Origin of the sequence: Streptomyces sp. NPDC097107 (genome assembly GCF_044762405.1) — a bacterium.
Lineage (GTDB): Bacteria > Actinomycetota > Actinomycetes > Streptomycetales > Streptomycetaceae > Streptomyces > Streptomyces thinghirensis.
Map to the genome: position 1 here is coordinate 93252 of NZ_JBIWEF010000017.1, position 18078 is coordinate 111329.

General features: G+C 72.4%; 17 protein-coding genes and 1 pseudogene. 6 read left to right on the top strand and 12 right to left on the bottom strand.

Annotation, left to right across the window (positions count from 1 at the left end; genetic code table 11):
• Positions 1-86: 86 nt before the first annotated feature.
• On the top strand, positions 87-1862 hold the full coding sequence (locus ACIQ1J_RS31885; RefSeq protein WP_403562324.1) for a serine hydrolase: 1776 nt from the start codon (positions 87-89) through the stop codon (positions 1860-1862).
• 24 nt (positions 1863-1886) lie between these two features.
• Here ACIQ1J_RS31885 and ACIQ1J_RS31890 read toward each other — a convergent pair whose 3' ends face one another.
• The 5 genes from ACIQ1J_RS31890 to ACIQ1J_RS31910 all read right to left on the bottom strand — a co-directional run bounded on the left by ACIQ1J_RS31890 (position 1887) and on the right by ACIQ1J_RS31910 (position 7482).
• A complete protein-coding gene (locus ACIQ1J_RS31890; RefSeq protein ID WP_403562326.1) occupies positions 1887-2078 on the bottom strand; it encodes a DUF2795 domain-containing protein in 192 nt (63 codons plus the stop codon).
• An 81-nt stretch (positions 2079-2159) separates the two neighbouring features.
• Complete coding sequence (locus tag ACIQ1J_RS31895) at positions 2160-3737, bottom strand: phytoene desaturase family protein (protein ID WP_403562328.1); 1578 nt, start codon at positions 3735-3737, stop codon at positions 2160-2162.
• A gap of 148 nt (positions 3738-3885) precedes the next feature.
• Positions 3886-6108, bottom strand: a complete 2223-nt coding sequence (locus ACIQ1J_RS31900; RefSeq protein WP_403562330.1) for a tetratricopeptide repeat protein — start codon at positions 6106-6108, stop codon at positions 3886-3888.
• Positions 6109-6169: 61 nt separating this feature from the next.
• The gene (locus ACIQ1J_RS31905) at positions 6170-7051 is read right to left on the bottom strand and encodes an oxygenase MpaB family protein (protein WP_403562332.1); all 882 of its coding nucleotides are present in this window, start codon (positions 7049-7051) and stop codon (positions 6170-6172) included.
• Between the two features lie 53 nt (positions 7052-7104).
• Positions 7105-7482, bottom strand: coding sequence for a four-helix bundle copper-binding protein (locus ACIQ1J_RS31910; RefSeq protein WP_403562334.1), 378 nt, complete (start codon positions 7480-7482; stop codon positions 7105-7107).
• A 151-nt stretch (positions 7483-7633) separates the two neighbouring features.
• Between ACIQ1J_RS31910 and ACIQ1J_RS31915 the strand changes: the two genes are divergently transcribed.
• The 4 genes from ACIQ1J_RS31915 to ACIQ1J_RS31930 all read left to right on the top strand — a co-directional run bounded on the left by ACIQ1J_RS31915 (position 7634) and on the right by ACIQ1J_RS31930 (position 10517).
• Positions 7634-8038, top strand: a complete 405-nt coding sequence (locus ACIQ1J_RS31915; RefSeq protein WP_403562336.1) for a ChaB family protein — start codon at positions 7634-7636, stop codon at positions 8036-8038.
• A gap of 37 nt (positions 8039-8075) precedes the next feature.
• Positions 8076-8432, top strand: a complete 357-nt coding sequence (locus tag ACIQ1J_RS31920) for a DUF6479 family protein (protein ID WP_210960891.1) — start codon at positions 8076-8078, stop codon at positions 8430-8432.
• A 65-nt stretch (positions 8433-8497) separates the two neighbouring features.
• Entirely contained in the window at positions 8498-8848 is a 351-nt protein-coding gene (locus ACIQ1J_RS31925) for a hypothetical protein (RefSeq protein WP_310874880.1), read from the top strand.
• Positions 8849-8903: 55 nt separating this feature from the next.
• Positions 8904-10517, top strand: a complete 1614-nt coding sequence (locus tag ACIQ1J_RS31930; RefSeq protein ID WP_403562339.1) for a cytochrome bc complex cytochrome b subunit — start codon at positions 8904-8906, stop codon at positions 10515-10517.
• Here the strand turns inward: ACIQ1J_RS31930 and ACIQ1J_RS31935 are convergent.
• The 6 genes and pseudogenes from ACIQ1J_RS31935 to ACIQ1J_RS31960 all read right to left on the bottom strand — a co-directional run bounded on the left by ACIQ1J_RS31935 (position 10445) and on the right by ACIQ1J_RS31960 (position 16052).
• The gene (locus ACIQ1J_RS31935) at positions 10445-10903 is read right to left on the bottom strand and encodes a cytochrome c oxidase subunit 4 (RefSeq protein ID WP_403562341.1); all 459 of its coding nucleotides are present in this window, start codon (positions 10901-10903) and stop codon (positions 10445-10447) included. The two genes, ACIQ1J_RS31930 and ACIQ1J_RS31935, sit on opposite strands and share 73 nt — an antisense overlap.
• Before the next feature lie 41 nt (positions 10904-10944).
• Positions 10945-12675, bottom strand: a complete 1731-nt coding sequence (gene ctaD / locus ACIQ1J_RS31940) for a cytochrome c oxidase subunit I (RefSeq protein WP_403562343.1) — start codon at positions 12673-12675, stop codon at positions 10945-10947.
• A gap of 13 nt (positions 12676-12688) precedes the next feature.
• A pseudogene (locus ACIQ1J_RS31945) lies at positions 12689-13066 on the bottom strand (CoA transferase); the annotation flags it as partial.
• A 42-nt stretch (positions 13067-13108) separates the two neighbouring features.
• Positions 13109-13858 (bottom strand): hypothetical protein, encoded by a 750-nt coding sequence (locus tag ACIQ1J_RS31950; RefSeq protein WP_403562345.1) that lies wholly within the window; start codon positions 13856-13858, stop codon positions 13109-13111.
• Positions 13855-15351 carry an ATP-binding protein gene (locus tag ACIQ1J_RS31955; protein WP_403562347.1) on the bottom strand — a complete coding sequence of 499 codons (1497 nt, stop codon included), beginning with the start codon at positions 15349-15351 and terminating at the stop codon, positions 13855-13857. Before ACIQ1J_RS31955 ends, ACIQ1J_RS31950 begins: the two co-directional genes overlap by 4 nt.
• An 11-nt stretch (positions 15352-15362) precedes the next feature.
• Positions 15363-16052 (bottom strand): response regulator transcription factor, encoded by a 690-nt coding sequence (locus ACIQ1J_RS31960; RefSeq protein ID WP_210960897.1) that lies wholly within the window; start codon positions 16050-16052, stop codon positions 15363-15365.
• A gap of 113 nt (positions 16053-16165) precedes the next feature.
• Between ACIQ1J_RS31960 and ACIQ1J_RS31965 the strand changes: the two genes are divergently transcribed.
• Complete coding sequence (locus ACIQ1J_RS31965) at positions 16166-17080, top strand: DUF3152 domain-containing protein (protein WP_403562349.1); 915 nt, start codon at positions 16166-16168, stop codon at positions 17078-17080.
• Between the two features lie 55 nt (positions 17081-17135).
• Here the strand turns inward: ACIQ1J_RS31965 and ACIQ1J_RS31970 are convergent, their stop codons facing one another.
• Positions 17136-18005, bottom strand: a complete 870-nt coding sequence (locus tag ACIQ1J_RS31970) for a GyrI-like domain-containing protein (RefSeq protein WP_403562351.1) — start codon at positions 18003-18005, stop codon at positions 17136-17138.
• Positions 18006-18078: the final 73 nt, after the last annotated feature.

The following is an 18078-nucleotide window of genomic DNA, read 5'->3' on the forward strand; positions in this document are numbered from 1 at the left end:
ACACGACCCGTCACTGACAGGAAAGTTTCACTCCGCGCGGGGATCCAGGAAAGATACTTTCAGCTTCGATGACGGGAGGCTCTTCGATGGCCGGACAGGCGACGAGCGGATTCACACGGCGTCAGCTCGGCGCCGGCGCGCTGGCCGTGGGCGGTGCCCTGGCCATCGCCCCGTTCGCGGCCGGGCCGGCCGAGGCCGTCGCGGACAAGGGCCGCCGCCCCACCCTCCGGCGCGGCTCCGCCGAGCGCGCCGGCCTGCTCCCCGGCCATCTGCGCCAGCTCGTCACCGACGCCGAGACGTTCCTCGGTCCCTCCCCCGAGCACCCGTGGTACGCGGGCGCCGTGCTGCTCGCGGGCCGGGGCGGCACGGTGGCGCTGCACGAGCCGATCGGCATGGCGGTGCGCTACCGGGCCTACGACGAGAAGACCGACACCGGTGTCGAGTTCCCGGCCGGGCAGCAGATCCCGATGGCCGAGGACACGGTGTTCGACCTCGCCTCGATCTCCAAGCTGTTCACCTCGATCCTCGCCGTGCAGCAACTGGAGGGGGGCGCGCTGGAGCTGGAGGCACCGGTCGCCTCGTACCTGCCGGACTTCGGGCGGGCCGGCAAGCAGGACATCACGGTGCGACAACTGCTGACGCACACCTCCGGCTTCCGGGCGTGGATCCCGCTGTACAAGGCGCCCACGTACGAGGAGAAGGTCCGGCTCATCCACGACCAGGAGCCGGTGAGCGCGCCCGGCACGGCGTACCTCTACTCGGACCTGAACATGATCTCGCTCCAGCTGGTGCTGGAGAAGGTCACGGGCCGCACCCTGGACGTCCTGCTGCGCGACGAGGTCACCGCCCCGCTCGGCCTGGACCGCACCCGCTACAACCCGCCCGCCTCCTGGCGGCCCCGGATCGCGGCCACGGAGGACGCCCGCCTGCCCTGGTCCGGCCTCGACCGCGGACTGGTGTGGGGCGAGGTGCACGACGAGAACGCCTTCAGCCTCGGCGGCGTCGCCGGCCACGCCGGGGTCTTCTCCTGCGCGTGGGACCTGGCGGTGCTCGGCCGTACGCTGCTCAACGGCGGCTCCTACGGCCGGGCGCGCATCCTGCGGCCCGAGTCGGTGGAGCTGATGTTCACCGACTTCAACACCGACTTCCCGGGGGACGAGCACGGCCTCGGTTTCGAGCTCTACCAGCACTGGTACATGGGCGCCATGGCCACCCCTCGGACGGCCGGGCACACCGGCTTCACGGGGACCTCGCTGGTGCTCGACCCGACGACCGACTCGTTCCTGGTGGTGCTCGGCAACTCGGTGCATCCGGTGCGCGGTTGGCGCTCGGGGTCGGCGCCCAGAGTCGCGGCCGGCACCCACATGGCGCGGGCCGTGCCGGTCCGTCCGGCGCACGGGCGTACGGCGTGGTTCTCCGGGACGGCGGCTTCCTCGACCGCCACGCTCACCCTGCCCGCGCTGGACACCTCCGGTGGCGGGGCGCGGCTGCGCAGCTCGCTGTGGTGGGACACCGAGCCGGGGTCGGACGCTCTCGTGCTGGAGGCGACGACCGACGGTGGCACCACCTGGCAGCCGGTCCCGTTCACCACCACGCGCCGCGGTGAGGAGCCGCGGGAGCACCCGGCGGGTTCGGCGACCGGTTGGTCCGGCCGCGAGTGGCACCGGCTGACGGCCGGCCTCCCGGCCGCTCGCGGGCTCACCCTGCGCTGGCGGTACACGACCGACCGGCTGTACGTGGGCCGCGGCGCGTACGTCGACGGGCTGCGCGCCGAGGCGGCCGACGCCGTCCTGTTCCACGACGCGCGCCCCGCGGACGCGGCGCGGATCGAGGCGGCGGGGTGGACCGCGTCGGCCGACTAGGCGATCGTTCGCGCCTGGCGTCCGTCAGCCGTTGAAGACGGCCTTCTGCACCTCGTTCGGCCCGTCGAAGCTGTTCTCCTTGAGACCGTCGAGACGGCTCACGACCTTGTCGTCGGCCTTGTTCTTGCGGGCGCAGTCGACGAGCGACTTCTTGTCCGCCGGGTAATCCACACCGCTGAGGGCCTTCTGCAGGTCGATGGGGCTGAGGTCAGCCATGGCAGGCTCCTTGTCGTACCGATTACAGGGGCTAAATATCCGCTATGTCGCTGTACCCCTCCCTGACCGGCACATGCGCCGTCAGCGCGCCGTCCCCTCCAGCACCGCCATCGCCGCGTTGTGCCCGGGTACCCCGCTGACCCCTCCCCCGCGCACCGCGCCCGCCCCGCACAGCAGTACGTTCGCAAGCCCGGTCTCCACACCCCAGTGGCCGGTGCCTTCCTGGGCGTGGGGCCAGGCCAGCTCGCGGTGGAAGATGTTGCCGCCGGGCAGGCGCAGGTCGCGTTCCAGGTCGAGCGGCGACCTGGCCTCGATACAGGGCCGCCCGTCGGCGTCCATCGCCACGCAGTCGGCGAGGGGTTCGGCCAGGTGGGCGTCGAGCTGGGCGAGGGTCGACTTCAGCAGTTCCTCGCGTACGGCGTCGTTGTCACGGGCGAAGAGGCGGGCGGGCGTGTGCAGACCGAACAGGGTGAGCGTGTGCATGCCCTTCGCGGCCAGGTCCGGGCCGAGGATCGTGGGGTCGGTCAGCGAGTGGCAGTAGATCTCGGAGGGCGGGGCGGCGGGCAGTTCGCCGGCCGCGGCGCCGGCGTGCGCCGTGGCCAGCTGCTCGTAGCCCTCCGCGATGTGGAAGGTCCCGGCGAACGCCTCGCGCGGATCGGCCGCGGGGTCGCGCAGCGCCGGGAGCCGCGTCAGCAGCATGTTGACCTTGAGCTGGGCGCCCTCGGCGGGAGGGGGCGGCGCCTGCCCCGTGAGCGCCGCCAGTTCCCTCGGGGAGGCGTTCACCAGGACGTGGCGTGCGGCGGCGACGCCCTCGCCGCCGTCCGAGCGGTGGGTGACCTCGGCCGTGTGCCCGTCCGTGTCGATCCGCACCGCCTCGTGCCCGGTGGCGAGCACGGCGCCCGCCGCGCGTGCCGCGTCGGCCAGCGCGTCGGTGAGGGCGCCCATGCCGCCGACCGGCACGTCCCAGGCGCCGGTTCCGCCGCCGATCACGTGGTAGAGGAAGCAGCGGTTCTGGCTCAGGGAGGGGTCGTGGGCGCCGGCGAAGGTGCCGATCAGGGCGTCGGTGAGGGCCACCCCCCGGACCAGGTCGTCCGCGAAGTGCTGCTCGATCGCGACGCCGATCGGTTCCTCGAACAGCGCTCCCCAGGCGGCATCGTCGTCGACCCGGCGGCGCAGCTCGTCCCGGGTGGGCAGCGGCTCGGTGAGGGTGGGGAAGACGCGCTGGGCGACGTGTCCGGTCATCGCGTAGAAGCGCTGCCAGGCGTCGTACTCCCGCTCCGAGCCCGTGAGCCGGGCGAACGACTCCCGTGTCCGCCGCTCGCCCCCGCCGACGAGGAGCCCGGTGGGCCGCCCGTTCCGCTCGACGGGCGTGTACGAGGAGACGGTGCGTCCGCGCACCCGGAAGTCCAGGCCGAGGTCCCGCACGATCTTCTTCGGCAGCAGGCTGACCAGGTACGAGTACCGCGACAGCCGCGCGTCGACCCCGGCGAACGGCCGGGTGGACACGGCCGCGCCCCCGGTGTGGTCCAGCCGTTCCAGCACCAGCACGGAACGGCCGGCTCGTGCCAGGTAGGCGGCGGCGACCAGGCCGTTGTGGCCACCGCCGACGATGACGGCGTCGTAGGCGCGGGATGCTCGGGACTCGGTGGGCGGCGTCATGGCTCTTGGTAACACGGGGTGGCAGTGGGCTGCCAGAGGTACGGCCGGGGCCCCGGCCCGGCTCCGGCTGCCCCCGGTCGGCGCGGGCCGGACCCGGCGCGGGCCGGATCGGCGTTCCCGGCTCGGACGTGCCGCGCCCCGTCCCCGCTCAGCGTGCTCCCGCGCCGCGCTGTACCGCCACCCTGCGGTACAGCTCCACCGCCTCGGCGCCGCGCCCGAGTTGTTCCAGGCAGTGGGCCTCGTCGTCGCGCCCGGCGAGGGTGTCGGGGTGGCCGGGGCCAAGGACGCGTTCGCGGGCGGCGGCGACCCGGCGGTACTCGGTGAGGGCGGCGGCCCAGCGGCCCAGCCAGCCCAGGCCGACGGCGACCTCGCGGCGGCTGACCAGCGTGTCGGGGTGGCCGGGACCGAGGACGCGTTCACGGATGGCGCACACTTCGCGGGACTCGGCGAGGGCCTCCTCCCAGCGGCCGAGCCGGCCGAGGTTGACACCCAGGCCGTGCCGGGCGCGCAGGGTCTCGGGGTGTTCGGGGCCCTGGGCGCGGGTGCGGTCGCCGATCAGCGCCTGGTAGAGCGCCAGCGCTTCGGTGCTGCGGCCGAGGCGACCGAGGCTGATGCCGATCTCGTAGCGGGCGGCGAGCGTGTCGGGGTGGTCCGGGCCGAGCGCGCTCTCGCGGGCCTCGGCGACCTCACGGTAGGTCACCAGGGCCTCCTGCCAACGGTCCAGCCTGCTGAGTTCGTAGGCCACCTCGTAGCGGGTGACCAGGGTGTCGGGGTGTTCGGGGCCGAGCACGCGGGCGCGGGCGGCGGCCACCTCGCGGGCCATGCGGTGGGCGTCCCCGGGGCGGCCGAGCCGGCCGAGGTTGAAGGCGAGGTTGTGCCGGCAGCGCAGGGTGTCGGGGTGGTCGGCGCCCATGACGCGCTCGCGGGCCGCGAGGACCGACGTGTAGACCTGGTGGGCGTCGGCGTGCCGGCCCAGCCGGCCAAGGGCGTACGCCATCTCCTGCCGGACGGCGAGCGTGTCGGCGTGGTCGGTGCCCAGCACCCGGATCCTGGCCTCGGCGACCCGTTTGTAGGCGCGCAGTGCGTCGGCGGCGTGGCCCGTGCGGCTGAGGGTGAAGGCGGCCTCGTAGCGGCTGGCGAGCGTGTCGGGGTGCTCGGGGCCGAGCAGGCGCTCGCGCTCGTCGGCCACCGCGCGGTGCACCTCGCCCGCCTCCTCCCAGCGGCCGAGCCGCCCCAGGCTCAGGGCGGCGCTGTGCCGCCCGGCCAGCGCGGCGACCTCCTCGGGCGCCGGGACGGATCGCTCGTCGGGGGCGGGTGCGGCGGCCTCGTCGCCCGCCGGCCGCGGAATCCACTCGCCGGACAGGCCGGCGGCGGGGTCCGGTGGTGTGGAGCGCAGTCCGGTGCCGGTCGCCTTGCGGCCGGTGGTCATGCCGTTGGTCCAGGACGGCAGGGCGGCCCGGCCCCCGACCGGCTCGGGTGTCCGCGTCCGGGGCGGGGGAACGGTCGGCGCGTACGCCGGTGCCGTGCGGCCGGCGGTGATCCGGCGGCCCAGCTCGCGGGCGTCGTCCGGGCGTTGGTCGGGCCGCTTGGCCAGCAGGTCCAGGATGATCCGGTCCAGGTAGGCGGGCAGTTCGGCGCGGTGGGTGCGAGGGGGCTCGGGATCGGTGTCGCGGTGGCCGACGAGGATCGCCCAGGCGTCGTCGAGGTCGAACGGCGGCACCCCGGTGGCCATCTCGTAGAGCACGCAGCCCAGTGAGTACAGGTCGCTGCGCCGGTCGACGTCGCCGCCGCCGATCTGCTCGGGCGACATGTAGTGCGGGGTGCCCATGGCGATTCCGGTGCCGGTCAGCCGGGCGGTGAACCCGGCGTCGTGGCCGAGCCGGGCGATGCCGAAGTCGCAGATCTTCACGGTGCCGTCGGCGAGCCGGACGATGTTCGCGGGCTTCAGGTCGCGGTGCACGATGCCCTGTTCGTGGGTGTAGGCGAGCGCGGAGGCGACCTGTTCGCCGATGTCGACGACGTCGGGGACCGGCAGTGGATGGTGGTTGTTGTCCTCCAGGAGCCGGCTCAGGTCCCGGCCTTCCAGCAGCTCCATGACCAGGAAGAGCACACCGTCCGACTCACCGAAGTCGTGCACGACGGTCACCCCGCGGTGCTGGAGCGCGGCGGCCACCCTTGCCTCGCGCCGGAACCTCTCCCGCAGGACGCGGGTGAAGGAGTGGTCGTGCCCGGTGCCCAGTGGCTTGAGGCACTTGACGGCGACGCGACGGCCCAGTGACTCGTCCCGCGCCCGCCACACCTCGCCCATGCCGCCGCGCCCGATCCGCTCCAGCAGCCGGTACCGGCCCTGGATCAGCGTGCTGTCCCCCATCTCGCTGCCCGCCCCCGTAGCAGTCCGCCCCGCCCTCCCCTGGACGGTCCAGTATGGCGGTTCATGGTCCGAGTTTGTATGGTGCCGGGCGCGCGGCCGGTCCGAGCCTCGCCGTGGCGCGCAGGATGTGTTTGGGCGGCAGCTGCCAGCGCAGACGTGCGGGAACGGCGCGCAGCAGGGTGCCCGTGGCACGCAGCCGCCGGGTGACGGTGGCGGCTGCGGGGGCCGGTCTGCCGTAGAGCTCGTGCGCGTACCGCGGTAGGGAGTCGTACGCCAGATGTGCCACCCGCCGCCACAGCAGCTCGCGTGCCGGTACCAGAAGGGGGTGCGCGGGCGGGCGGAGCAGGAAGTCGTCCACCTCGTGCGCGTCGTCGCCCGCGGCCAGTTCGGGCCGTACCCGCGCGAAGTAGGCGGCCAGCTCGGTCCGGCTCGCGGGTACGGCGTCGGGGTCGAGTCCGACCAGGCGGGCGCTGTGCCGGTGTTCGGCGAGGTAGCGGTCGGCGTGGGCGTCCGTGAGCGGGAATCCGGAGCGGCGCAGCACGTGCAGATAGGAGTCGATCTCGGCGCAGTGCACCCACAGCAGCAGCGCGGGTTCGTCGACGCCGTACCGCTCACCCGTTTCGGGATCGGTCGCCCCGAGCCCGCGGTGGATCTTCCGCACCCGGGCGCCGGCCCGCTCGGCGGCCTCGGTGGTGCCGTACGTCGTCGTGCCGACGAAGCTCGCGGTGCGCATCAGGCGCCCCCACGCGTCGCGCCGGAAGTCGCTGTTCTGCAGCACGCCGCGTACGGCGCGCGGGTGCAGGGCCTGCAGGTACAGGGCGCGGATGCCGGCGATCCACATCATCGGGTCGCCGTGCGCCTGCCAGGTCACCGAGCCGGGGCCGAACAGTCCCGGATCGCCCGCCTGGCCGCCCGCCCGATCACCCCTCCGTGTGGCCGTCATACCGGCAGGCTAACGCCGGCGCGCCCGCCGGCCCAGGGCCTGGGCGCGGGGCCTCAGCGCAGGGTGGCGAGGAACTCTCCGCAGGCCCGGGCGCAGGCGCGGCAGACCTCCGCGCTCTCCTCGGCGCCCGGGTGCTCGTCGAAGACGTGCGCGCTCTCCAGGCACACCTGCCGGCACCACTCCAGCTGGACACGGATCGCGGCCTCGTCCACCTGGTTCTGTTCGGACAGCACCCGGCAGGTCGCGTCGCAGACCTCCGCGCACATGATGCCCTTGCGTCGTACGAGCTCCTGGTTCTCGGTCCCGTCCGGGTCCACGAGGCTCGCCCGCAGCGCGCACGCCCGTGCGCACTCGGCACACGCCTGTGCACAAGCGAAGCGGTCCTCCAGGAAGCGGAACAGTTCCTGCTGGGAAGTCGTCGTCGATGTCACACCGCGCGGGTTGCCGCTGCGGAGTGCGCCAAACCGCCGGGCCCGTCGTTCCCAAGGTTTCCGGCCCGTTTTCCCGGTGCGCCGCCGGGCACCCGGGACTCTTCCCGAGCTGGTGACAGCGATGACGTCGACGACTGCGGAGGTGCACGACATGCCGGGACGACAGGAACTGCCGTCGACCCTGGAACGCTCCACCCGGGAGGCCCAGCGCACCTGGATCAAGGCTCATGACTCGGCCGTGGAGGAGTACGGCGAGGGTGAGCGCGCCCACCGGGTGGCGTACGGGGCGCTGAAGCACAAGTACGAGAAGGTCGGCGACCACTGGGAGCGCAAGGAGGGCGACCGCAAGGGCCCCTCCGACCCCCAGTCCGGGCGGCCCCGCGGACAGGGCGGACGCAGCGGCGAGGGCGTCGACGAGAAGGCTTCGAAGGAGCACCTGTACGGCGTCGCCAAGCGACTGGGCGTCGAGGGCAGGTCGCGGATGTCCAAGACGGAACTGCTCACGGCGATCCGGAAGGCCAACCGTTCGCAGACACGAGCCTCCCGGTCGGGCTGAGCTGGTTGGTTGCCCGGACCGGGGGTACCCGCGCCCCATGACCAACGCATGGATGGACCTGGCGGTGAGCTCCAGCGGAATCGGCATCGGGATCGGTGCCGCGGCCGTCGTGGTGGTGGGTCTGCTGATCGGCGCTTTCGCCTTCGGCAGCCGGCAGAAGCGCAAGGAGTCGCCCCCGCCGCGTCCCGAGGAGCAGCCCCGTATGCCCGATGAGGGGCCCGTCCACGAGACGCGGGAGCGGCGGGAGCCCGACGAGATGCCCAGGAGCGACGACCGGACGCTGCCGCACGACCTCGGGCATCAGGGCAGCCGCACCGCTCCCGATCAGGACCGGCCCCGCTGGGACGAGGGCAGCAGCGGTTCGTTCGGCAGCGGCGGACCGGGCGGACGCTGATCCCCGAGGATGCGGAGCTGATCCCCGAGGATCTCGTACAGGTCGTACAGAGGGAAGTGAGAACCATGGCCGACCCCGCTCGCAACACCCTGCCGTTGCCCGACTACGACCATCTGCCGATCGGCGGGCTGGAGAGCCGGATCCGGTCGCTGGGCGCGGAGCAGGTGGAGGATCTGCTGGCGTACGAACGGTCGCACGCCGACCGCCTCCCCGCCACGGAGCTGTTGGCGGCCCGGCTGGAGCAGCTGAAGTCCGGTGCCGAGCCTTCCTCGGGCGACCCGGACGCCGTACGCCCGGAGCAGGGGCAGGGCCGCACGGGCTCCCCCGTGTCGCCCGCGACCTCACCGGAGCCGTTCTCCCCGCCGCCGCACGGCACTCCGGACCAGCCGGGCAAGCCGAAGGGTGACCGTACGTAGTCTTCCCCCGGTACGGGCGTAGTTTCCGGAATTGGCGCCGGGGAACTCATGCGCCGTGCTGTTGAAGAGGAGAAGGGCCCGCGCCGGCGCGCGGGCCCGCTACGCGGCCGGACACACCGTCAACTGGGCCGACGGGCGCCTCCCCGTCTCCGAGGGCGGTGGGCTGCTGCGCAAGGCCTTCCCGGAGCACTGGTCCTTCCTCCTGGGCGAGATCGCCCTCTACAGCTTCGTGGTGCTGCTGCTGACCGGGGTGTGGCTGACGCTGTTCTTCAAGCCGTCGATGACGGAGGTCGTCTACGACGGGTCGTACGAGCCGCTGCTCGGGCTGAGCATGTCGGAGGCGTACCGCTCGACGATGGACATCAGTTTCGACGTGCGCGGCGGTCTGCTGATCCGGCAGCTGCACCACTGGGCGGCCCTGGTGTTCCTGTCGGCCATCGGGGTGCATCTGCTGCGGGTCTTCTTCACCGGGGCGTTCCGCCGGCCGCGTGAGGTGAACTGGCTGATCGGTGTGACGCTGTTCGTGCTGGCGCTCGCCGAGGGCTTCGCCGGCTACTCGCTCCCCGACGACCTGCTGTCCGGGACGGGGCTGCGCATTGCACAGGGCATCATGCTGTCCATCCCGGTGGTGGGGACGTACATCAGCATGCTCGTGTTCGGCGGCGAGTATCCCGGCGACGACGTGATCCCGCGGTTGTACTCGCTGCACATCCTGCTGCTCCCCGGGCTGTTGCTGGCGCTGGTCACGCTCCATCTGATCCTGGTCTTCCACCTGAAGCACACCCAGTGGGCGGGCCGCGGCCGGACCGGCCGCAACGCCGTGGGCAAGCCGATGTTCCCGCAGTTCATGACGGACTCGACGGGCCTGTTCTTCATGGTCTTCGGCGTCCTGACGGTGCTCGCGGCGGTGGCGCAGACCAACCCGATCTGGGCGTACGGCCCCTACCGGCCCGACATCGTCTCCTTCGGGTCGCAACCGGACTGGTACGTCGGCTTCCTGGAGGGGTCGCTGCGGCTGATGCCGCCGTTCGAGACTGAGGTGGCGGGACACACCGTCATGTGGAACGTACTGGTGCCCGCGGTCGTGCTGCCGGGCGCCCTGTTCGCGGTGCTGTACGCCTACCCGTTCTTCGAGCGCTGGGTGACGGGCGACCACGCGGAGCACCATCTGTGCGACCGGCCCCGGGACAAGCCCGTGCGGACCGGGCTGGGCGTCGCCGCGATCTGCTTCTACGGGGTTCTCCTGCTGGCGGGCGGCAACGACATCCTCGCCCACGTCTTCGACGTCTCGCTGAATCTGCTGACGTGGGTGTTCCGGATCTCCCTGGTGCTGGTGCCGCCGATCGCCTTCATGGTGACCAAGCGTGTCTGCCTGGCGTTGCAGGAGCGGGAGCGCGAGCGGCTGGCCGAGGGCGCGGAGACCGGCGATCTGGTGCAGACCCTGGCGGGCGGCTACGTCGAGAGCCACGCGCCCCTCGACGCCGAGGAGCGGTACGTGCTGCGGTCGCGGAAGGAAGCCGAGCCGCTCGCGCCGACGGCGCCCGGCGAGGACGCACCGCGGGTGGGGCGGCTGCGGGCGACGCTCAGCGAGTGGTACTACGGCGACCGGGTCGACGCCGGGGAGACGGAGTCCGGGCCGGAGTCGTCCTCCGGCGAGCTGGAGCGCTGAGCGTCCCGGCCGGCGTACTGGAAGACGAGGCCGAGGACGGCCGGGGCGAGCACGCCGAAACCGAGCAGGGCGAGCCACAGGCCGTAGACGATGCCGAGCGCGAGGACGACGGCGCCGAGGGCGGTGACGATGGGCCAGGGACTGTGCGGCGGGAAGAAGTCCAGCGGGCCCGCGGTTTCCAGGACCTCCGCGTCACCGCGGTCCTGGGCCCGCGGGCCGCGCTTGCGGTACTGCACACGCAGGAAGAAAGCGATGAGCGAGGCCATCAGGAAGGCGATGGTCAGTGCGGCGGTACCGGCGGGTTCCTCGGAGAACCAGCCGTATCCGGCGGCGGTGACGGCGAAGAAGGCCGCCACGCCGGTGAACAGACGCGCTTCGGTCCTCACTGCTGTTTCCTCACTGCCGTTCCCTCACTGCCGTTCCCTCACTACTGCTTCCTCTGTTCGTGCCTCTGGTCGTGCCGGCCGATGTCGGGGTGGTGCAGGTCGAACGCCGGGGACTCGGAGCGGACCCGGGGCAGCGACGTGAAGTTGTGCCGCGGGGGCGGACAGGACGTGGCCCATTCGAGGGAACGTCCGAAGCCCCAGGGGTCGTCGTGCTCCACCCTCGTGCCGTACTGGCGGGTGCGCCACACGTTGTAGAGGAACGGCAGCGTGGAGAGGCCGAGCAGGAAGGCGCCGATGGAACTGATGGTGTTCAGTGTGGTGAAACCGTCCGCGGCCAGGTAGTCGGCGTAGCGGCGGGGCATGCCCTGCTGGCCGAGCCAGTGCTGGACGAGGAACGTGGTCTGGAAGCCGACGAAGAGCGTCCAGAAGTGGATCTTTCCGAGGCGTTCGTCGAGCAGCCTGCCGGTGAACTTCGGCCACCAGAAGTAGAAGCCGGCGAACATCGCGAAGACGACCGTGCCGAAGAGCACGTAGTGCAGATGGGCGACGATGAAGTACGAGTCCGTCAGGTGGAAGTCCAGGGGCGGTGAGGCGATGAGGACACCGCTCATGCCGCCCAGCAGGAACGTCACCAGGAAGCCGGTCGACCACAGCATGGGTGTCTCGAAGGACAGCGAGCCGTGCATCATCGTGCCGATCCAGTTGAAGAACTTCACGCCCGTAGGCACCGCGATGAGGAAGGACATCAGGGAGAAGAACGGCAGCAGCACCGCACCGGTGGCGAACATGTGGTGGGCCCACACCACGGCGGACAGCATGGTGATGGCGATGGTTGCGCCGACCAGGCTGACGTAACCGAAGATCGGCTTGCGGCTGAACACCGGGATGATCTCGGAGACGATCCCGAAGAACGGCAGCGCGACGATGTACACCTCGGGATGGCCGAAGAACCAGAACAGGTGCTGCCACAGCAGCGCCCCGCCGTTCGCGGCGTCGAAGATGTGCGCGCCGAACTTCCGGTCGGCCTCCAGCGCGAGCAGCGCGGCGGTGAGCACGGGGAAGGCCGGCAGCACCAGGATCGACGTGAACAGCACGTTCCAGGTGAAGATCGGCATCCGGAACATGGTCATGCCGGGGGCGCGCAGGCACAGGATGGTGGTGATGAAGTTGACCGCGCCGAGCGTGGTGGACACGCCGGTCACCACCAGGCCCATGGTCCACAGATCACCGCCCGCGCCGGGACTGAACACCGCGCTGTTCAGGGGCGCGTAGGCGAACCAGCCGAAGGCGGCCGCTCCCCCGGGCGTGAGGAACCCGGCCACCACCATCAGGCCGCCGAAGAGGTACAGCCAGTACGAGAGCGCGTTGAGCCGGGGGAACGCCACGTCCGGGGCGCCGATCTGCAACGGCATGATCGCGTTGGCGAAGCCGGCGAACAGCGGGGTCGCGAACAGCAGCATCATGATCGTGCCGTGGACGGTGAAGAGCTGGTTGTACTGGTGGTTGGTGACCAGCTGGAGCCCCGGGCGGGCCAGTTCACTGCGCATCAGCAGCGCGAGGACGCCGCCGAAGAGGAAGAACCCGAAGGAGGTCGTCATATAGAGGTTGCCGATCACCTTGTGATCGGTCGTCGTCGCCCACCGGGCCAGCGCCCGCCCGAGCGTGCGGTTCGTCCGCTGCCGCGCCGGTGCCCGGCGCGGCGGCTCGGTCCTCCTGTCCACCGCCATGCGGCGGAGGGTACCCAGGCGCTGTGGGCTCAGACGTACGGCCACGCCGGACCCGGTCTCAGGCGTCCGGCCCCTCGTCCGCGCGGAAGCCGTCATCGGTGTGTTCGCCCAGCTCAGGCGGTGCGAACCGGTAGCTCGCCGGAGTGACGCCGAGGCGGATCGGATGGGCCACCTGGCGGGCACCGCCGACGTCCACCACGGCCTCGACGCCCAGCCGTCCGGCGTAGGCGAAGGCCTCGTCAAGGGCGTTGCCCGGACCGGCAAGCACTCCGGCCGCGGACAGCACGCAGCCGGCCCAGTGGTCGGCGGTGCGGGTGCGCAACCGGTCCTGGAGGAGCGGGCGCAGTTCACTCCGGTGGGCCACGCGGTCGGGGTTGGTGCGGAACCGGACGTCGTCGGCGAGTTCGGGCGCGCCGGGCAACGCGGCCGGCGCGGCGAACTGCCGGGGGAGATGATCCTTCGGATTGCCTGTGAGCGGTCAGCCGCCGCCGGTGCCGCCTGCGCCGCCCGTCCTGTCCGCGCTGTCCGGGCCGTCCGCGCTGTCCGTCCTGTCCGCGCTGTCCGTCCTGTCCGCGCTGTCCGGGCCGTCCGCGCTGCCGGTCCCCCCGGCCTCGCGGGCCCCGCCCGTCGGGCAGTCGTCGCTGGACCGGCCCGCCAGCCGGCCGCCGGGCTGCTCCACGGTCACCTGCGCGCTGCCCAGTGCCGGGTCCTGACGCAGACGGGCGACGGCGACCGTGCAGGCCAGTTGGTCGACGGCCGTGCGGCTGAAGCTCCCGGTGCTCCGCGGCAGCTGGACGACGACCGCCGCTCCGTCGGTCCGGATGGTGGGCACCACGGAGGCCGGCGGCAGTTCGGTCGTCAGCCCCGCTCTCTGCTCCTGCTCGTCCGGGCCCTTGAACAGCATGAGTACGGTGCTGCCGAGGTCGGTCGCGCCGTGCGTCGTGCGGGACACCGCCACCAGGGCGCCGTCCGTGACGAAGTAGAGCGGGACCGTGGTGACGGGCACGGCCGAGGACTCGGCCTGCGACGGGGTGGGGGCCCGGCCCGGTTCCAGTACGCCCGTCGCGGGTTCGCCCGCCTCGACCACACCGGTGGCGGGGATGCCGCAGGCGGAGAGCGGGAACAGCGCCGCCGCGAGCAGGAGGGGAAGCCGGCGCCGGGCGCTGCCGCCGGCCGGCCCCACGCCCGGGGCCGTCGTGGTCGCCGGTGGTGGCGTGGGCGGGTTCATGGCTGTTCCTCCTTCGCCGCGTGCGGCACCCGGTCCTCCGTGCCGTCCGGTCTCAGCGGGAGGACGACCGTGAAGACGGCGCCGCCGTCCGGATGGTTGGCGGCCCGGACGGTGCCGCCGTGCAGGTGTACGTTCTCCGCGGTGATGGCCAGCCCGAGGCCGCTGCCCTCGCTGCGGGTCCGGGCGCTGTCCGACTTGTAGAAGCGGTCGAAGACGTGCGGCAGGACGCTGTCGGCGATGCCGTCCCCGGTGTCGCCGACCACGACGACCGCCTGCCTCCCCGCGTGGGGGCCGTCCTCCCCGTAGAGGTGCAGGCGGACGGGTGGAGCGCCGTGCCGGAGGGCGTTGGCGACGAGGTTCGCGACGACGACGTCGACGCGGCGCGGGTCGACCCGGCCGCGCAGCGCGCCCGGTTCCGGCAGGCTGGTCTCCACGGTGCCCAGCCAGCCGCGGGAGGCGAGCGTGCGCCGTACCGACTCGGCGAGGTCGATCTCGTCCAGGTGCAGCGCGGCCGCGCCCGCGTCGAACCGGGATATCTCCATCAGGTCGTCCACCAGGCCGGCCAGCTTCGTGGTCTCCTCGCTGATGAGGCGTACGGCCATGGCGGTGTCGTCGTCGAGCCCGGCCGCGTCCTCGTCCAGCACGTCGGTCACCGCCGACATCGCCGCCAGCGGGGTGCGCAGTTCGTGCGAGACGTCCGCGGCGAAGCGGCGGGCACCGGCCTCCATGCGCCGCAGTTCCGCCACCGATCCCTCCAGCTCGGCGGCCGTCTCGTTGAAGGTGCGGGACAGGTCGGCGAGTTCGTCGGAGCCCAGCACCGCGAGCCTGGTGTCCAGGCGGCCCTCGGCGATACTGCGGGTCGCCCGCCGCAGCGCGCGCACGGGCCGCAGCACCCCGCGCGCGGCCAGGAGTGCGATCAGCACGGCCAGGGCCAGGGCGGGCACGGTGGCGCGTTCGATGGCGGTGACCAGCGCGTCGACGTAGCCCTGCTCCTCCCGCTGCGGGACGGTGAGGTAGACCTCCAGTCCGGAGGCGCGCCGCTCGGTGCGGTACTGGCCGGCGAAGGTGACGGGCATGCCGACGACCAGTGCGGAGTGGCCGTCCCGCGTCACCCGCTGGAACACGGTGGCCCGGCGGGTGCGCACGGACTCGCGCATCGCCGGGGACAGTTCCCGGAACGAGTCCCCGGGGCCGGACGTGGCGCTCGCGTTCCGGTAGGCGACCAGCACCCGCCAGTTCTGGGACCGCCCGCCGCGCGACACGTCGACGGCGAACGACCGCAGGTCGGACTCGTCGGGCGGGAAACGGTAGTTGGGGACCAGGGTGTCGACCCGGTGCCGGAAGTCGTCGATCACCGTGTCCTGGCTCTGCTGCAGGACCCCGGTGCGTGCCTCACGGAAGGTCAGCGCGCCGGTGGTGACTGTGGCCACGACAGCGACCAGTGTGAAGGCCACCACCAGCCGCACGCGCAGGCCGCTCAGCGCGCGCAGCACCCGTGGAACTCTCACCGGGCCCCGAACCGGTAGCCGAAGCCGCGCACGGTGTGGACGTAACGGGGTCTGCCCGCGGGCTCGCCGATCTTGGCCCGCAGGCGCTTGACGCAGGCGTCCACGAGCCGCGCGTCCCCGTGGTAGTTGTGCTCCCATACGGCTTCCAGGAGCTGTTGGCGGCTGAACACCTGCCCGGCCGAGGCGGACAGCGTGAGCAGCAGCCGCAGTTCGGAGGGGCCGAGGGCGACGGGCCGCCCCTGGTGGGTGACGGTGAGTCCGGCCCGGTCGATGACCAGTTCCCCGTGGTGTTCGGTACGGGGCGTGCCGTGCTCGTCCGACGCGCCGCCCACGCGCCGCAGCACCGCGCGGATGCGTGCGTCCAGTACGCGGGCGCGGACCGGCTTGACCACGTAGTCGTCCGCTCCGGCCTCCAGTCCGACGACGATGTCGGTGTCGTCACCGCGGGCGGTGGCCATGATGATCGGCACCTGGTCGTGGGCGCGTATCCGTCGGCACACCTCCAAGCCGGGCATGCCCGGCAGCATCAGGTCCAGGACCACGGCGTCGGGCCTGAAGGACCGCAGCTGCTCCAGGCCGTCCTCGCCCGTCGGGGCCGCGGCGACCTCGTGCCCCTGGCGGCGCAGGGCGAGGCGTACGCCCTCCCGGACGGCGCGGTCGTCTTCGATGATCAGGACCCGTGGCATGGATCTCAGTATGCGTATGAACGTGCGAATGTCCGCGCGCGGGTGGCGGCTGTTACACAGCGGTCCAAAAGCCGTCCACGGGCGATCACACGGCGAGGGCACGCTTCGCGATCATGAACGAGCACCGATCGACGCCCTCGCCGACTTCCGGCGCGGCCCACCGACGCAGCTGTGGCAGCCGCGCCCGCCGCGGACGGGGCGGGAAGCCGCCGAGGCTGTGGGCGGGGCTCGCGGCCGGCGTCGTGCTGCTGCTCGCCGGCGGCCTGGTCCTCAAGGAGCACGCGGACCCCTCCCCCGGCTCCGTCGACGCGACGGACGCCGCCGGGCGGTCTTCGGCGCCCTCCGAGCGACCCGCGTCGGGCAAGGTCGTCGAGACGGGGGAGGCGACGGAGGACGAGGCCGAGGCCGGAAAGGAGCAGGAGCAGAAGAAGAAGGAGGGAAGCCCGGACGCCGGCTCGATTCCGTCGTCGGGCCCGGGGACGTTCGCCACCGCGGGCGGCGGCGGCGACCGGGTCGGCGGGAGCGGGCGGACGCTGACCTACGTGGTCCAGGTCGAGGACGGCATCGGGATCCCGGCACGGGACGTCGCGACCGAGGTCGAGCGGATCCTCGCCGACGAGCGGGGCTGGACGGCCGACGGGGAGGTCGGTTTCCGGCGGGTGTCCGGCGGCACGTCCGACTTCCGGGTACGGCTCGCCACGGCGGAGACGGTGGACGACATATGCGGCCAGTACGGTCTGGACACCGGCGGCGAGGTCAACTGCAACGTGGGTCAGGACGTCATGGTGAACCTCAAACGGTGGCTGCTGGCCACGCAGTACTACGTGGACGACGTGACGTCCTACCGGGCTCTGATCGTCAACCACGAGGTCGGACATTTCCTCGGCCACGGCCACGAGGGGTGCCCCGGGCCGGGGCGGCCCGCTCCGGTCATGATGCAGCAGATCAAGGGACTGCACGGGTGCCGGACCAATGTCTGGCCCTACGACACCGAGGGCCGGCCCGTCACCGGACCGGCCGTCGGCTGAGAAGAGCGGGCGTGCGCATCGCCTCGGACGGTCGCCTCGGGATGCGCTCCTCCGTTCAGGCGGTGGTCGTCCGCGCTACGGGAATCCACAGTTCCGCGTCGGCCTGCGCCCCGTCGTCCGTCACACGGACTCGGAGGATCTCGGGTCCGGGCCTGCTCTGGTAGGGGTTCGACGGGAACCACTGGGTGAACACGTCCCGCCACAGGTACTGGAGGGCCTGCGGGAACGGCCCGGAGTTCTCGAACACCGCCCATGTCCCCGCCGCGACCGGGAGGGCGTCCAGGTCCGTGGGGGTCTCCGCGCGCGTCACGACGCCGTGGTAGTAGTCGAGTTCGGTGCCCTCGGCGCGGCTCGGGTCGATCTGGTCGGACACCCCGACGATCCCCTCCGGCTCCTGGTCGGAGAGCGACGTGATCCGCTCCAGGGTGCCTGGACCGATGCCCCGGATGAACTCGGCGATCGCCGGGTTGGCCCCCTCGTGGACCAGGGGGACCCGGGCCCTCTTTCCGACGACACGGAAGTCCTCCTTGTCCTGGATCCGGTACCGCATGCTGCTGCTCCCTTCGACGACGAGCCGGAAGGACATCCGGGGCTGGGCCTGCAGGGCCGCGCCGGTTCGCCGGGCCTCGCCCGGGCCCACACCGTGCATGGCGCGGAACGCCCGCGCGAAGGCCTCACCCGAGCCGTAGCCGCAGCGGACCGCGATGTCCAGCAGCGTCCGCTCACCGGCGAGTACCTCGGCGCCCGCCACGGTCAGCCGCCTGCGGCGGATGTACTGCGAGAGCGGCATGCCGGACAGCGCGGAGAACATGCGCCGGAAGTGGTACTCCGACGTCACCGCGATGCGCGCGAGTTCGGCGACGTCGACCGGCCGGTCGAGACGCGCCTCGATGTGTTCCATGGCCTGGTTCAGCCGTTCCAGCACCCCGGGCTCCTTCCCTTCCGCTCACTCACGTTAGGGAGCCCGCGCCTCCGGGACCCGACATCCTGTGCCCGGC

Coding starts and splice junctions, on each gene's coding strand:
- ACIQ1J_RS31885 (WP_403562324.1), top strand. CDS start 87: ATGGCCGGACAGGCGACGAGCGGATTCACACGGCGTCAGCTCGGCGCC.
- ACIQ1J_RS31890 (WP_403562326.1), bottom strand. CDS start 2,078: ATGGCTGACCTCAGCCCCATCGACCTGCAGAAGGCCCTCAGCGGTGTG.
- ACIQ1J_RS31895 (WP_403562328.1), bottom strand. CDS start 3,737: ATGACGCCGCCCACCGAGTCCCGAGCATCCCGCGCCTACGACGCCGTC.
- ACIQ1J_RS31900 (WP_403562330.1), bottom strand. CDS start 6,108: ATGGGGGACAGCACGCTGATCCAGGGCCGGTACCGGCTGCTGGAGCGG.
- ACIQ1J_RS31905 (WP_403562332.1), bottom strand. CDS start 7,051: ATGACGGCCACACGGAGGGGTGATCGGGCGGGCGGCCAGGCGGGCGAT.
- ACIQ1J_RS31915 (WP_403562336.1), top strand. CDS start 7,634: ATGCCGGGACGACAGGAACTGCCGTCGACCCTGGAACGCTCCACCCGG.
- ACIQ1J_RS31920 (WP_210960891.1), top strand. CDS start 8,076: ATGACCAACGCATGGATGGACCTGGCGGTGAGCTCCAGCGGAATCGGC.
- ACIQ1J_RS31925 (WP_310874880.1), top strand. CDS start 8,498: ATGGCCGACCCCGCTCGCAACACCCTGCCGTTGCCCGACTACGACCAT.
- ACIQ1J_RS31950 (WP_403562345.1), bottom strand. CDS start 13,858: ATGAACCCGCCCACGCCACCACCGGCGACCACGACGGCCCCGGGCGTG.
- ACIQ1J_RS31960 (WP_210960897.1), bottom strand. CDS start 16,052: ATGCCACGGGTCCTGATCATCGAAGACGACCGCGCCGTCCGGGAGGGC.
- ACIQ1J_RS31965 (WP_403562349.1), top strand. CDS start 16,166: ATGAACGAGCACCGATCGACGCCCTCGCCGACTTCCGGCGCGGCCCAC.